This window comes from Streptomyces sp. XH2 (assembly GCF_049725035.1).
Lineage (GTDB): Bacteria > Actinomycetota > Actinomycetes > Streptomycetales > Streptomycetaceae > Streptomyces > Streptomyces roseoverticillatus.
Genome location: NZ_JBMMMZ010000001.1, coordinates 582,868 through 596,265 on the forward strand (window position 1 = coordinate 582,868; position 13,398 = coordinate 596,265).

A 13,398-nucleotide genomic window follows, 5' to 3' on the forward strand; every position below is an offset into this window, starting at 1 on the left:
TTCGGATCGGTGCCCGGCAAGCGGCGGCGTACGTGCGGTGACGTGGCGCGCTTCCGGACAAGGAGGTGTGTCGGCCGCGCGCATGTCCCCCGAGTGGCACGGGAGTTCAACAGGGACACGGCGGATGCGCGTTCGAGACCATATGCGCAGGAACGGGCCGTTGACCACCTCTGAGGGCGCTGGGAAACGCCAAGAAGGATCACAAGCCCCGTGTGTGGCGCTTTGTCGATCAATAACCCGTCAACGGTCTGGCGCGGGCCGTGGACGCGTGTTTGAATTCCGCCGTCTCCGTGACCGAGCCCCACCTCTTGCGCGCCGAGGCACCGCTTCCGTTCCTGCCCGGCTTCGCGCGACACGGATTAACGAACCTTTGACACAAAGGACTTGTATGAAGCTCGCACGGCGGATCATCGCCACCGGTGCGGCCGCCGCAGCCTGCGCTGCCGCACTCCTCGCCGCCACCTCCTCCTCCCAGGACGGCCCATCGCCCACCCCGGCGACGGTGGCCGACAGCCGGCCCGGCTACGTGGTCGAGGACTTCACCTACCCGGGCGCCGACAAGATCAAGGCCGAGAAGGGGATCACCCTCAAGCGCGGCGACGGCCACGTCACCCTCGCCGACTGCTCCTCCGGCACCGGGCTGATGGAGGTCTGGTCGCGGAAGAACGACAAGATCTGCTTCCGCACCACCGGCACCTCCGGCTACCTCACCCTTGAGATCCCCTCGGTGTTCGCGGTCAAGGGCGCGGCCGACCACACCGCCGACGTCACCCTCACCGCGCCGGGCGCCACCCCGCAGCAGGTCGAGGTCGGCAAGGGCAACTGGACGCCGGTCGGCGAGTCCGCGGACCCGCAGGGCCGGGACTTCGTCCTCGTCGAGATCCGCACCGGCAAGTAACGGCACGTACCCGGAGACCATTCACCATGCGTCGAACCATGCACGGAACCACGCCTAGAACCCACAAGCGGAGCACCGCGCTCGCGGCCGTCCTCGTCGCCGCCGCGCTCACCGCTCCCGCCGCCTCCGCCCACGCCGTGACCGGGCCCGCCGAGACGGACAACACGCGCGGCTTCACCGCGCGCCTCGACATCGGCAACGGAACCAAGGCCTGCAGCGCCGCCCTGATCGACACGGAGTGGCTGATCACCGCCGCCTCCTGCTTCGCCGACAACCCCGGCGAGTCGATCAGGATCCCGGCCGGAGCCCCCAAGCTCGCCACCAAGGCCGTCGTCGGCCGCACCGACCTCACCACGAACGCCGGCGCGGAGCGCACCGTCGTCAAACTCGTCCCCCGCGAGGACCGGGACGTGGTCCTGGCCAAGCTGTCCGCTCCGGTCCCAGGTGTCCGCCCCGCCGAGATCGCCACCACTCCCCCGCAGGCCGGCGAGAAGCTGACGCTGACCGGCTACGGGCGCACGAAGGACGAGTGGGCCCCCGTCAAGGCGCACCACGGGACCTTCACCGCGGCCGCGCCCGGCGGCAACGACCTGGAGGTCACGGGCGACGACGCCGCGATATGTCCGGGTGACGGCGGCGCGCCGGTGTTCCGCACGGCCGGCGACACCGCCCGGATCGTGTCCGTGGCCTCTCGCTCCGACCAGGGCGGCTGCTTCGGCATCGACGCCGCGCAGACGTCTGCCAAGGGCGTCGCGGCCCGCACCGACGACCTCGCCGCCTGGGTGGATGCCACCGTCAAGGCCGCCCCGGTCGTCGACTTCAACGGGGACGGCATCGAGGACATCGCCATCGGCGACCCCAAGGCGACCGTCGGCGGCAACGCCGAGGCCGGTGCCGTGCGCGTCGTCTACGGCGGCGGCAAGGGCAGCACCCAGCTCGACCAGAGCCTGTCGTTCGTGCCGGGCGAGGCGGAGGCCGGGGACCGCTTCGGCCACTCGCTGGCCACGGTGGACTACAACCAGGACGGCTGTACCGACCTCGTCGTCGGCGTGCCCTATGAGGACGCCGGGTCGATCGCGGACGTCGGCATGGTGACCGTCGTCTACGGCTCCGCCGACGGGCTGGGCAAGGGCCGCGCCTCCGACAACTACGTGCAGGGCGAGGGCAACGGCGCCCTGAAGGCGTCCGCCAACGAGAAGGGCGACATGCTCGGCTACTCCGTGGCGGCCGGGCAGACCCGGGAGGGGGATCCGTTCATCGTCATCGGCGACCCGGGCGAAGCCATCGGCGACAAGAAGGAGGCGGGCTCCGTCATCTACGTGCGCGGCGGCACCAACGTGTCCCTGACGCAGGGTGCCGGCCTGTCCGGCGGTCTGGAGGCCGGCGACAAGGCCGGCTGGTCCGTGTCCGCCGACGCGAACAACATCGCCATCGGCGCACCGGGCGAGGACATCGACAAGGCCACCGACGCCGGGTGCGTGTGGGTGCTGTCGCACAAGCTCAACGCCGACCACAAGCCCACCGAGCGGGCGAACATCAACCAGAACAGCGACAAGGTCTCCGGCGGCTCCGAGACCGGTGACGCGCTGGGCACCTCCGTCGCCTTGGTGGAGAACGGCACGAACGGCGACTCCCTCCTCGCCGCGGGCGCCCCGGGCGAGTCGATCACCAACGCCGCCGGGACGGACGTGAAGAACGCCGGCAGCGTGACCACCTTCAAGATCCCCGCCTCCGGCGCCTGGACGCAGTACCAGGTGATCCACCAGGACCAGCCGGACGTCATCGGCGGCATCGAGACGGGCGACCGGTTCGGCGAGACCGTCCAGGCGGTCAGCCTCTCCCCCAAGACCGCCCCCACCTGGCAGACGCTCCAGCTCCTCGTGGGCGTTCCGGGCGAATCCCAGGGTTCCGTGACCGCCGCGGGCGCCGTGCAGACGATGACCCTCATCGGCGCTCCCGGCCCGCACAACGACGTCCTGTACGCCGGGCACAACGGCGTCCCCGGAACGCCGGGCGCGAACCAGCGGATGGGCCAGGCCGTCGGCGCCTCCCCGACCCACATCTACGTGGGCATGCCGACCGGTCCGAACGCCCAGGGCGCGGCCTACGCGGTGCCGTGGCAGAACGTCACCTCGTACGACGCTGCCGGCACCGACCAGCCGGTGACGATGTACCAGCCGGGCAAGGACGGCATCCCGTCGGGCGGCAAGGCGTTCGGAGCGGTCATCCGGTAGCGGTGCCTGTGCACGGGTGAGCAGGATGCGGGTCCCGCCCTCGGCAGGAGGGCGGGACCCGTGTGCATGCGCCCGAAGGGCCGGCCGAAGGACTGACCGAAGGATCTTGTTGATCAGCCGCCGCAGGTACAACTGCCGCCGCTCTGGACGGGGCTCTGAGCGGGGCTCTCTGCGAAGACGTCGGCGTCGGCTTTGACGACGTAGACCTCCCAGGGTTCGCGCCCGGGGCCGTGGACCCAGACCTTGTCCTGGAGGGCGTAGCAGCAGGAGGTGTCGTTCTCCTCGAAGGTGGCCAGGCCGGCGTCCTTGAGGCGTTCGGTGGCGGCGGTGACCTGGTCGGCGGTCCCGACTTCGACGCCCAGGTGGTCCAGGCGGGTGTCCCGGCCGGGCTCACCTTCGATGAGGACGAGCTTGAGCGGGGGCTCGGCAATGGCGAAGTTGGCGTATCCGGGGCGGCGCTTCACGGGCTCGACGCCGAAGAGCTTGGAGTAGAAGGTCACCGACGCGTCGAGGTCGGCGACGTTGAGGGCGAGCTGGACGCGGGACACGTTGATCTCCTCGATTCACTGCATCGATCGATTTCAATGCAAGGTTGCGCCCTGGATCGAAAAACGTCAACATAGAAGCATGTCGAATCAGGAATTCGTGGTGCTCGGGCAGGAAGGCCCCGACGGCTGCTGCCCCGGCCTGCTCACCGCCCCGCTCGCCGAGGACCAGGCCGTGGAGCTGGCGAAGGTCTTCAAGGCCCTGGGCGACCCGGTACGGCTGCGACTGCTGTCGATGATCGCCTCACGGGCCGGCGGCGAGGTGTGCGTGTGCGACCTGACCCCGGCCTTCGACCTGTCGCAGCCGACGATCTCCCACCACCTCAAGCTGCTGAAGCAGGCGGGTCTGATCGCTTCCGAGCGGCGCGGGACGTGGGTGTACTACCGGCTGCTGCCGGAGATGACCGACCGGCTCGCCGGGGTCCTCACCCGCCCCGCCGGGGAGCCGCTGCCCGAGCCCACAGGGGTTTCCTCGTGACCGGCCCGGCCACGTCCCCGGTGGCGGCCCGGCTGTCCTTCCTCGACCGCTACCTGGCCGTGTGGATCCTCGCCGCGATGGGCGCCGGCCTCGGGCTGGGCCGTCTCGTCCCCGGGCTGGGAGGCGCACTGGCGAAGGTGACCGTCACCGGCGTCTCGCTGCCGATCGCGCTGGGACTGCTGGTGATGATGTACCCGGTGCTGGCCAAGGTCCGCTACGACCGCCTCGGCACCGTCACCCGCGACCGGCGGCTCCTGATCCCGTCGCTGGTGCTGAACTGGGTGCTCGGCCCGGCGGTGATGTTCGCCCTGGCCTGGCTGTTCCTGCCGGACCTGCCCGAGTACCGCACCGGTCTGATCATCGTCGGGCTCGCCCGCTGCATCGCCATGGTCATCATCTGGAACGACCTCGCCTGCGGCGACCGGGAAGCCGCCGCCGTGCTCGTGGCCTTGAACTCGGTGTTCCAGGTGATCGCCTTCGCCGGGCTCGGCTGGTTCTACCTCTCCGTCCTGCCCGGCCTGCTCGGACTGCAGACCGCGGTGCTCGACGTGTCGGTGTGGGAGATCGCCCGCAGCGTGCTGATCTTCCTCGGGATCCCGCTCGCGGCCGGATACCTCACCCGCCGCCTCGGCGAGAAGGCCAAAGGCCGCACCTGGTACGAGACGAAGCTGATCCCCCGGATCGGCCCCTTCGCCCTGTACGGCCTGCTGTTCACGATCGTCGTGCTCTTCGCCCTCCAAGGCGACGCCATCACCTCCCGCCCGTGGGACGCCGCCCGGATCGCGCTGCCGCTGCTGGTCTACTTCGCCGTGTTGTGGACCGGATCCATGGCGCTCGGCCGCGCCGCCGGCCTGGACTACCCGCGCGCGACGACGCTGGCGTTCACCGCGGCGGGCAACAACTTCGAGCTGGCCATCGCGGTCGCCATCGCCACCTTCGGCGCGTCCTCCGGCCAGGCCCTCGCCGGCGTCGTGGGCCCCCTCATCGAGGTCCCCGTCCTGATCGGCCTCGTCTACGTCGCGCTCGCCGCGCGGCGTTGCTTCCCCTCACCCGCCGGCGACCTGCCGGCCGTCCCGGAAGGTTCCGCCCGTGCCTGAGTCCAAGCCGTCGGTGCTGTTCGTGTGCGTCCACAACGCCGGGCGTTCCCAGATGGGCGCCGCGTTCCTGGCCCACCTCGGTGGCGACCGCGTCGAGGTCCGCTCCGCCGGGTCCGCCCCGGCCGAAGCGGTCAACCCGGCCGCGGTCGAGGCGATGCGAGAGGCCGGCATCGACCTCTCGCATCAGACGCCGAAGCTGCTCACCACCGAGGCCGTTCAGGCGTCCGACGTCGTCATCACCATGGGCTGCGGCGACGCCTGCCCCGTCTTCCCCGGCAAGCAGTACCTCGACTGGAAGCTCGCCGACCCCGCGGGCCGGGGCATCGACGCCGTACGCCCCATCCGCGACGAGATCGAACGGCGCGTCCGTGCCCTGCTGGACGAACTCCTCACCGACCGTCCCTGACCCGGCTCGGCAGAGTCCGCCGCATGTCAATCGGCGTGGTGGCGCAGTTCAGGCGGACTTGGCGGCGACCAGCCGGTCCGCGAGCTTGCACAGACGGCGCACCGTGCGGTCCTCCATCGCGACCGGGGCCGCCGGGGAGAGGGCCCTGCGGTCGTAGTAGGCGCCGGGGACGAGCTCGGTGGCGGGGTCGCAGAGCCGGACGACCCGCTCGGCGCCCTGCAGCGCGGAGTCGCCCTCGTGGGCGTACAGCGGCAGCAGACCGGTGTCACACACGCCCGGGTGCACGCTGACCGAGGTCCACGGCGCCTCCTCGCGGGCGAAGACGGTCAGTGCCAGCTGGGACTGGGCGTACGCGGCGAGGCGGGAGTAGCGCTTGGCGCGGTGGGGGTCGTTCCAGGCGATGGACGCCGTGCGGTGCATGGAGGACGAGACGTTGACGACGCGGCTGCCGGGGCGGGCGCTGAGCGGGCCGGAGAGCTCGTGGGTGAGGAGGTAGGCGGCCAGGAAGTTGACCTGGAGGGAGAGTTCGTTGCCGTCGGCGGTCATGGTGCGCTGCTCGGGCGCGGCGACGGCGGCGTTGTTGACCAGGACGTCGAGGACGGGGTGCTCCTCGGTGACACGCGCGGCCATGGCCCGTACCTCGTCCAGGCGGGAGAAGTCGGCGACGGCCAGACGCAGGCACAGGGTGTCGACGCCGGATGCCACCAGGCGGGCGATGGCGTCATCGCCGGACGCCTGGTCGGGGGCGTGGACGATGACCGTGTCGCCCCGTTCGGCGAGCAGCCGGGCGGTCTCCCAGCCGATGCCGGAGGTGGCACCGGTGACCAGAACGGTCCTGGAGGCGGGCGAGACGGCAAATGTCATGGGAATCCACTCCGGGAAAGACAGAGCGGCAGCGAGCGCTGTGGGGCGGAGCTGCCGTGCGAGCGTGAAGCGGCGTCAGCGACAGGGGCCGGCGAAAGCCGGAGCCCGCTGCGCCGCGCGATAGGGGCTGCCGTGATCGGGCGCAGCCGGGACGTCAGTGAACAGTCGGCGCGCTCGGCGCACCGTGTGCGATCAGCGCACGGAACCGGGCAGCGCCGTATGAGGCGGCCGGTCGTCGTGTCGCAGGTGGCTGTTCACGAGCACCATTCAAGAAATCCCCGCGCCCGGGCACAAGCGGTACGCCATATCTCTGACGCCGCCCTGACGGTGGGAACCGGAGCGGGAAGACTGATGGGTCGTGGGGGGCAGCCCTGACGTCGCCCGGCCGGGTCGCCGCCGAAAACCAGAGGCTGGGTCGCGGCCCGATCGTTACGATCCGGACCATGAGTACTCACCATGCCGGCGGCCCCACGTTTGTGCTGGTCCACGGGTCCTGCTCCAGCTCTTTCATGTGGACTCCCGTCCAACGGGAGCTCGCGTTGCTCGGCCACCGCAGCTTCGCCGTCGATCTGCCGGGCCATGGCTTCGACGCGCAGTACTCGGTGTCCTACCAGGCCCCGCAGGATCTCGACGCGTGGGCGGCCGAGCCTTCGGCGTTGGCCGGGGTCACCCTGCAGGACAACGTTGACGTGGTGGTCGATGTCGTCCGCCGAGTGGCCCGGTACGGGCCTGTGGTGCTGGTGGGCGCCAGCCTCGGCGGAACCACCATCACGGGAGTGGGCAACGCCGTGCCCGAGCTGGTGGACAGGCTCGTGTACGTGTCCGCGTGGTCGTGCGTCCAGCGGTCCAGCCCGGTTGAATACATGCAGGAGCCCGAGTTCGCCGACAACCTGCTGGGCCCGCTGGCCGCGTTGAACGTGGGCGATCCGGTCGGGCTCGGCGTCGGACGGGCCAACTACCGCACGGCTGACCCCGAGTTGCTCGCCGCCCTCAAGGCAGCGGTCATGGCCGAGGGCACCGACGGGCAATTCCGCGCTTTTCTCAACATTCTGCAGCCCGACGAGTCCCTTGCCGTGATCACGGCCGATGCCCGCGGACACGCCGGCACCTGGGGCACGATCCCCCGCACGTACATCCGGCTCACCGGCGACCGTTCACTTCCGGTGGCGATGCAGGACCGGTTGATCGCCGAGGCGGACGCGCTGACGCCTGACAACCCGTATGACGTGCACACCTTGGACACCAGCCACGTGGGTTACCTCCTGCGCCCGGCGGAGGTGGCGGGAATTCTGGACCGCCTGGTCTGACCGGCGCCGTCGGCGGAGGAGCGCGGAAGCACGCACCAGCGGACGGAACGCGCTCCACACGGCGTCGAGGAGCACGTCACCGGCCGCTGTGCCCGGCCTTCGGACCGCGCCCGCCTCCTGCCCGGACCTCACGCGGCCATCACTGCCGGTACCCGCTCAGGAACCGCCCGATCCGGCTGATCGCCGCGTCCAGGTCGTCGGCGTACGGCAGGGTCAGGATCCGGAAGTGGTCGGGGCGGGGCCAGTTGAAGCCCGTGCCCTGGACGACCTGGATCTTCTCGCGGAGCAGCAGGTCGAGGACGAACTTCTCGTCGTCGTGGATCGGATGCACCTTCGGGTCGATGCGCGGGAACGCGTACAGCGCGCCCTTCGGCTTCACACACGACACGCCGGGGATCTCGTTCAGCTTCTCCCAGGCGCGGTCCCGCTGTTCGAGGAGGCGCCCGCCCGGTGCGGTCAGCTCCTTGATGGACTGGCGGCCGCCGAGCGCGGCCTGGATGGCGTACTGGGCCGGGGCGTTGGCGCACAGCCGCATGGAGGCGAGCATGGTCAGCCCCTCCAGGTAGCCGGCCGCGTGCTGCTTGGGCCCGGTCACCACGAGCCAGCCGGAGCGGAACCCCGCCACCCGGTACGTCTTCGACAGGCCGCAGAACGTGAGCACGACCAGGTCGGGGGCGAGGGCCGCGGCGGAGTGGTGCACGGCGTCGTCGTACAGGATCTGGTCGTAGATCTCGTCCGCGAAGACCATCAGCTGGTGGCGGCGGGCGAGGTCGAGGATGCCCTCGACGACTTCCTTGGGGTAGACCGCGCCCGTCGGGTTGTTGGGGTTGATGATGACCACGGCCCTGGTACGGTCCGTGATCTTGGATGCCATGTCGTCGAGGTCCGGGTACCAGTCGGCCGACTCGTCGCAGATGTAGTGCACGGCCTTGCCGCCGGCGAGGGTGGTGACGGCGGTCCAGAGCGGGAAGTCGGGGGCGGGGATCAGGACTTCGTCGCCGTCCTCGAGGAGGGCCTGTACGGCCATGGAGACCAGTTCGGAGACGCCGTTGCCGAGGAAGACGTCGTCCACCGTGACCTCGGTCAGGCCGATCGCCTGGTAGCGCTGGGCGACGGCCCGGCGGGCGGAGAGCACACCGCGCGAGTCGGTGTAGCCGTGCGCCCGGGGCAGCATCCGGATCATGTCCTGGACGATCTCCTCGGGCGCCTCGAAGCCGAACAGGGCCGGGTTCCCGGTGTTGAGGCGCAGCACGCTGTGGCCCGCCTCCTCCAGCGCGTTGGCGTGCTCGATCACCGGGCCCCGGATCTCGTAGCAGACCTCGCTGAGTTTGCTCGACTGCCGGAACTCCATGCCGTGACCTCCCTGGTGGCCGGAACCCCGGGTGCCGGGATCCCACTGGCCTCGTTCGCACCTCAACCGCATTGCTTGTTACTTGGTTTTACCAAGCTGGAGCTTGGAAAGTCCAACAACTTGTCTAGACTGGGCATCATGTCACCTCGTCAGCCCCGCCGTCGAAGCTACGACCAGTACTGCGCCTCGGCCCGCGCCCTGGACACGGTCGGGGACCGCTGGACCCTGCTGATCGTCCGGGAGCTCCTGGCCGGGCCGCGCCGGTACACCGACCTCCATGCCGACCTGCCCGGCGTCTCCACGGACATGCTCGCCACACGGCTCAAGGACATGGAGGCCCAGGGACTCGCGACACGTCGCAAGCTTCCGCCGCCGGGAGCCGCCACGGTGTACGAACTCACCGCACGCGGCACCGGCCTGCTGCCCGTACTGACCGCGCTCGCCGAGTGGGGCGCGCCCGATCTCGCCGAACGACGGCCCACCGATGCGGTGCGTGCGCACTGGTTCGCGCTGCCCCTCCTACGCCGCCTCCCGGCCACCGGGGCCCCGGCCGTCGTCGAAGTGGCGCTGGACGAGGGCGTCTTCCACGTACGCCTCGGGGGCGAGGGGCCGGCGTACGGCGACGGGCCCGCCGAGGCGCCGGACGCCCGCCTCGCACTCGACGCCGATACGTGCCGAGAGCTCTGCGACGGGATGCTCAGCGTGGAGCAGGGCGTCAAGGCGGGCCGGATCGAGGTGCTCGGCGACGGGACGGTCGCCACTGCGCTGCGCGGCGCAACACCCAGCCCGTGACCGCCGGACCGCCCGGCCGCTACGGCTGCCCAGCCGCCTGATCCGGCGGCCGGCGCCGCGCCCGGCGGTCAGCGGGTCGCCAGGTCCACGATGCGCTGAATGAGCTCGGGGTAGGCCCAGCCCGTTCCGGTCGCCGCGAGCGGCAGCAGGCTCGTCGCCGTCAGGCCGGGGAGCGCGTTCACTTCGAGGCAGACCGGTTCACCGGCGGCGTCGCAGCGGAAGTCGGTCCGCGAGTACGCGTCGCCGCCGAACCCGAGCGCCTGGTGGGCGCGGAGGGCCAGCTCCTGCAACCGGGACGCGAAGGCGTCCGGGACCCGTGCCGGACACACTTCGCCGACCGCCCCGGACTGGTACTTGGCCGTGTAGTCGAACAGCGGGGTCGTCAGCTCGATCTCGACGACGGGAAGCACCTCGTCGCCGACCACGGCCACGGTGAACTCCCGCCCCGCGAGAAACGGCTCCACCATCAGCTCGGCGTCGCCGGAGGACTCCTCAGCGGCAACCTGCGCCAGCTGCGAGAGCGAGTCCACACGGTGGACCGACACGCTCGAACCGTCCGCGACCGGCTTGACCACCACCGGCCCGGCCGCCACCAGCCGCTTCACGTCGTGGGGCACCTCATCCGCTCCGGGCCGCCACAGCACCCGCTCGGCCACCGGCACACCCGCCGCGCCCAGCACCGCTTGCGCCCTGCCCTTGTGCCATGCCGCCCCGCAGGCCGCGCTCCCCGCACCGGTGAACCGCACACCGGCCATCTCCAGGAGCGCCTGCACGTGCCCGTCCTCGCCCCAGCCGCCGTGAAGGGCAACGAACACCAGCTCCGCGCCGCGCAGCAGCTCCCGCACCGGCCCACCGGTCAAGGCGGCGTGCATGCGCCGCCGCAACCGATCCCGGTCCGAGAGGGACGGCGGCTCCTTCCCCACCGCAACGCCGTCGACCGCCTCGCCGGGGCGCAGCGGCCCCGCCAGGACCGGCACCGCGGCGGCCGGGTCGGCCAGCACCACCTCGTGGCCCCGCTCCAGCAACGCCCCGGCCACCGACCGGCCCGACGCCAAGGAGACGTCGCGTTCCGAGCTCTCTCCACCGCACAAGACCACAACACGCATGCTGATTCCCGTCGTCCGTCGATTCGTTCGTCCGCTTGATGTCACGAGCAGCCGGCCTTGCCCCGCGGCATGCCCACTCACGGGTTCGGGCTCAGAACCATCACGTTTCCGGGGGCCGGGAAGGGCACGAAGCCGGCCTTCGCGCAGACCCCGTGGGCGTCGCGCGTGGAGAGCAGGACGCGCTTGAGCCCGTAGGCGGCAAGGCGATCGCGAACGGCACCGCTCGTAGCCGTCCTTCCTGCTTGTGATCATGCTCAGGCAGCATAGTGCTGCTACTTGGTTTTTCCAAGCAAGAACTCTGGAAAACAGAGTGCGTACAGCTGCCGGCCGTCCTTACTGGACGTGGATCAGCGGCTCATGCCGGATGGGGAAGTTCACCGAGCGGGCGATGAAACACACCGCGTGCACCTCACCGTGCAGGGCGCGGGCCTTGTCCACCATCGACTCCTGGGCGACGGTCACCTCGGGGCGCAGCACGACCTCGGTGATCCGGCCTCCCCCGCCGCTCGCGTCCATCGTCATGGTCCCGCGAGCGCGGTCTTCGTAGTCGACAACGGTCACTCCGCCGACAGCGCAGAGGTGGAGGTACCAGAGCATGTGGCACTGGGCGACCGAGGCCACCAGCAGCTCCTCGGGGTTCCAGCGTGCCGGATCGCCGCGAAAGGCCGGATCGGAGGAGGCGGCGATGGGCGTCTTCCCCGTCGCCAGGACTTCATGGGCCCGGCTGAAGGAACGGTAACCGTCGGTACCTGAACCGAGGTTGCCGGTCCATTCAACTGCCACATCATAGGTGTGCGTTTCCGTCATACGGCCAGGATAGGCAGCACCCGGCCCCCTCCCCTGGGCCGAGGGCCGGTGCGCCAGGGCAACCCCCTAATGTCCTCGCTTGTGACTGAACCTTCCTCGCACCTCCGCACGACAGCAGATGCCTACGACGCCATGGCGACCCGATACGCCGAGCTCGCCCGCGATGCACTTGCCCCCCTCCCTCTGGACCGCGCGGTGATCGCAGCGTTCGCCGAGCTCGCGCGGGCCGGCGGCGCCGGGCCCGTCGCCGAACTGGGATGCGGCCCCGGGCAGGTGACTGCGCATCTGCGGGACCTCGGCCTGGACGCCTTCGGGGTCGACCTGTCGCCGGCAATGATCGATATCGCGCGCGAGAGCTACCCGGACTTGCGCTTCGAGGTCGGCTCCATGGACTCGCTGGACTCCTTGGGCGTGGCCGACGGCAAGCTGAGCGGCATCGTGTCCTGGTACTCGGTCATCCACATCCCGCCGCAGGATTTGCCGCCGTGCTTCGCCGAGTTCGGGCGGGTGCTCGCGCCCGGCGGCCACCTCCTGCTCGCCTTCTTCGAGTCGGAGGACGGGCCGGTCACGGCGTTCGACCACAAGGTGACGACCGCCTACCGCTGGCCGATCGGCGACCTTGCGGGGCTGGCCGAGGACGCCGGGTTCACCGAAGTCGGCCGGATGCTGCGCGAGCCGCTCGACGGGGAGCGGTACCGCCGGGGCCACCTGATCATGCGCAAGAACGAGATGCGTTCGCGGAATTCCACGCTCGCATAGTCCGGCGGCGCCGCCCGGTGTCACCTGCTCGGCTTCCGCGACTCCCACCCCCAAGCTAATATAGGTAGACCGACCTACCTAGTTTGGATTGTGATGAGCGAGACCGACGCGAGCACAGCAGGGAGCGGACGGCGGCGGCCCGCCCGCCGGCGGCTGCTGGAGGCGGCGGCCCGCCGCTTCTACGCCGACGGCGTGGCCGCGACCGGGATCGACACGATCACGGCCGAGGCCGGCGTGGCGAAGATGAGCCTCTACAACAACTTCTCCTCCAAAGCGGACCTGGTCCGCGCCTACCTGGACGCCCGGCACGAGGAGTGGCTCGGCCTCTACCGGGCCCGGCTGGAGCACGCCGACGGCCCGCGCGAGGGGGTCCTGGCCGTCTTCGACGCGTACGCCGATCACGCCGCCTTCGCCTACGAGCACGGCTTCCGCGGCTGCGGCCTCCTCAACGCCGCCGCCGAGCTCCCGGCCGGCGACGAGGGACGGGCGGTGGTCCGCGCCCACAAGGAGGAGGTGGAGCGGCTGATCGCCGGGCACCTGGAGCAGCTGCTGTCCGACCGGCCCGGCGCGGCCGGCGCGACGGCCGAGCACCTGTCCTTCCTCCTGGAGGGCGCGATGGCCCGTGCCGGCCTGGAGGGCGACGGTGAGCGTGTCCGGCACGCCCGCTCGATGGCGGCCGCCCTGCTGGACCGGCTGTGAAGCCGGCCTTGAAGGCCACCCATCGCGACCGGTCCGCGGGAATCGGGGCCCTGTG

14 protein-coding genes are annotated in these 13,398 nt (G+C 70.8%); 9 read left to right on the top strand and 5 right to left on the bottom strand.

Annotated features, from left to right (window positions below; translation table 11 throughout):
* Window positions 1-388 precede the first annotated feature (388 nt).
* Window positions 389-898 (top strand): hypothetical protein, encoded by a 510-nt coding sequence (locus ACOTKD_RS02675; RefSeq protein WP_424887182.1) that lies wholly within the window; start codon window positions 389-391, stop codon window positions 896-898.
* Window positions 899-936: 38 nt separating this feature from the next.
* A complete protein-coding gene (locus tag ACOTKD_RS02680; RefSeq protein ID WP_424887183.1) occupies window positions 937-3,132 on the top strand; it encodes a trypsin-like serine protease in 2,196 nt (731 codons plus the stop codon).
* A 113-nt stretch (window positions 3,133-3,245) separates the two neighbouring features.
* Here ACOTKD_RS02680 and ACOTKD_RS02685 read toward each other — a convergent pair whose 3' ends face one another.
* Window positions 3,246-3,680, bottom strand: coding sequence for an ArsI/CadI family heavy metal resistance metalloenzyme (locus ACOTKD_RS02685; protein WP_424887184.1), 435 nt, complete (start codon window positions 3,678-3,680; stop codon window positions 3,246-3,248).
* A gap of 79 nt (window positions 3,681-3,759) precedes the next feature.
* On the opposite strand from ACOTKD_RS02685, the gene ACOTKD_RS02690 reads away from it, so the two are divergent.
* Genes ACOTKD_RS02690 through ACOTKD_RS02700 form a run of 3 tightly spaced genes read left to right on the top strand, consistent with a single transcriptional unit; the run spans window position 3,760 to window position 5,658 of the window.
* The gene (locus tag ACOTKD_RS02690) at window positions 3,760-4,155 is read left to right on the top strand and encodes an ArsR/SmtB family transcription factor (RefSeq protein ID WP_424887185.1); all 396 of its coding nucleotides are present in this window, start codon (window positions 3,760-3,762) and stop codon (window positions 4,153-4,155) included.
* A complete protein-coding gene (arsB, locus tag ACOTKD_RS02695) occupies window positions 4,152-5,252 on the top strand; it encodes an ACR3 family arsenite efflux transporter (RefSeq protein ID WP_424887186.1) in 1,101 nt (366 codons plus the stop codon). The genes ACOTKD_RS02690 and arsB overlap by 4 nt, the downstream gene beginning before the upstream one ends.
* Window positions 5,245-5,658 (top strand): arsenate reductase ArsC, encoded by a 414-nt coding sequence (locus tag ACOTKD_RS02700; protein WP_424887187.1) that lies wholly within the window; start codon window positions 5,245-5,247, stop codon window positions 5,656-5,658. The genes arsB and ACOTKD_RS02700 overlap by 8 nt, the downstream gene beginning before the upstream one ends.
* Before the next feature lie 48 nt (window positions 5,659-5,706).
* On the opposite strand, the gene ACOTKD_RS02705 is transcribed toward ACOTKD_RS02700, so the two are convergent.
* Window positions 5,707-6,522 carry an SDR family NAD(P)-dependent oxidoreductase gene (locus ACOTKD_RS02705; protein ID WP_424887188.1) on the bottom strand — a complete coding sequence of 272 codons (816 nt, stop codon included), beginning with the start codon at window positions 6,520-6,522 and terminating at the stop codon, window positions 5,707-5,709.
* 443 nt (window positions 6,523-6,965) lie between these two features.
* On the opposite strand from ACOTKD_RS02705, the gene ACOTKD_RS02710 reads away from it, so the two are divergent.
* The gene (locus ACOTKD_RS02710; protein WP_424887189.1) at window positions 6,966-7,829 is read left to right on the top strand and encodes an alpha/beta hydrolase; all 864 of its coding nucleotides are present in this window, start codon (window positions 6,966-6,968) and stop codon (window positions 7,827-7,829) included.
* Between the two features lie 139 nt (window positions 7,830-7,968).
* Here the strand turns inward: ACOTKD_RS02710 and ACOTKD_RS02715 are convergent, their stop codons facing one another.
* Window positions 7,969-9,180: a pyridoxal phosphate-dependent aminotransferase gene (locus ACOTKD_RS02715; RefSeq protein ID WP_424887190.1), complete on the bottom strand. Its 1,212-nt coding sequence runs from the start codon at window positions 9,178-9,180 to the stop codon at window positions 7,969-7,971.
* Window positions 9,181-9,318: 138 nt separating this feature from the next.
* Between ACOTKD_RS02715 and ACOTKD_RS02720 the strand changes: the two genes are divergently transcribed.
* Window positions 9,319-9,972, top strand: a complete 654-nt coding sequence (locus tag ACOTKD_RS02720; RefSeq protein ID WP_424887191.1) for a winged helix-turn-helix transcriptional regulator — start codon at window positions 9,319-9,321, stop codon at window positions 9,970-9,972.
* A gap of 68 nt (window positions 9,973-10,040) precedes the next feature.
* Here ACOTKD_RS02720 and ACOTKD_RS02725 read toward each other — a convergent pair whose 3' ends face one another.
* Together ACOTKD_RS02725 and ACOTKD_RS02730 are read right to left on the bottom strand one after the other, a co-directional pair.
* Window positions 10,041-11,078, bottom strand: coding sequence for a D-alanine--D-alanine ligase family protein (locus ACOTKD_RS02725; protein ID WP_424887192.1), 1,038 nt, complete (start codon window positions 11,076-11,078; stop codon window positions 10,041-10,043).
* Window positions 11,079-11,411: 333 nt separating this feature from the next.
* Window positions 11,412-11,885 (bottom strand): OsmC family protein, encoded by a 474-nt coding sequence (locus ACOTKD_RS02730; protein ID WP_424887193.1) that lies wholly within the window; start codon window positions 11,883-11,885, stop codon window positions 11,412-11,414.
* Between the two features lie 81 nt (window positions 11,886-11,966).
* Between ACOTKD_RS02730 and ACOTKD_RS02735 the strand changes: the two genes are divergently transcribed.
* Both ACOTKD_RS02735 and ACOTKD_RS02740 read left to right on the top strand, forming a co-directional pair.
* A complete protein-coding gene (locus tag ACOTKD_RS02735; RefSeq protein ID WP_424887194.1) occupies window positions 11,967-12,644 on the top strand; it encodes a class I SAM-dependent DNA methyltransferase in 678 nt (225 codons plus the stop codon).
* A gap of 93 nt (window positions 12,645-12,737) precedes the next feature.
* A complete protein-coding gene (locus ACOTKD_RS02740) occupies window positions 12,738-13,343 on the top strand; it encodes a TetR/AcrR family transcriptional regulator (RefSeq protein ID WP_424887195.1) in 606 nt (201 codons plus the stop codon).
* Window positions 13,344-13,398: the final 55 nt, after the last annotated feature.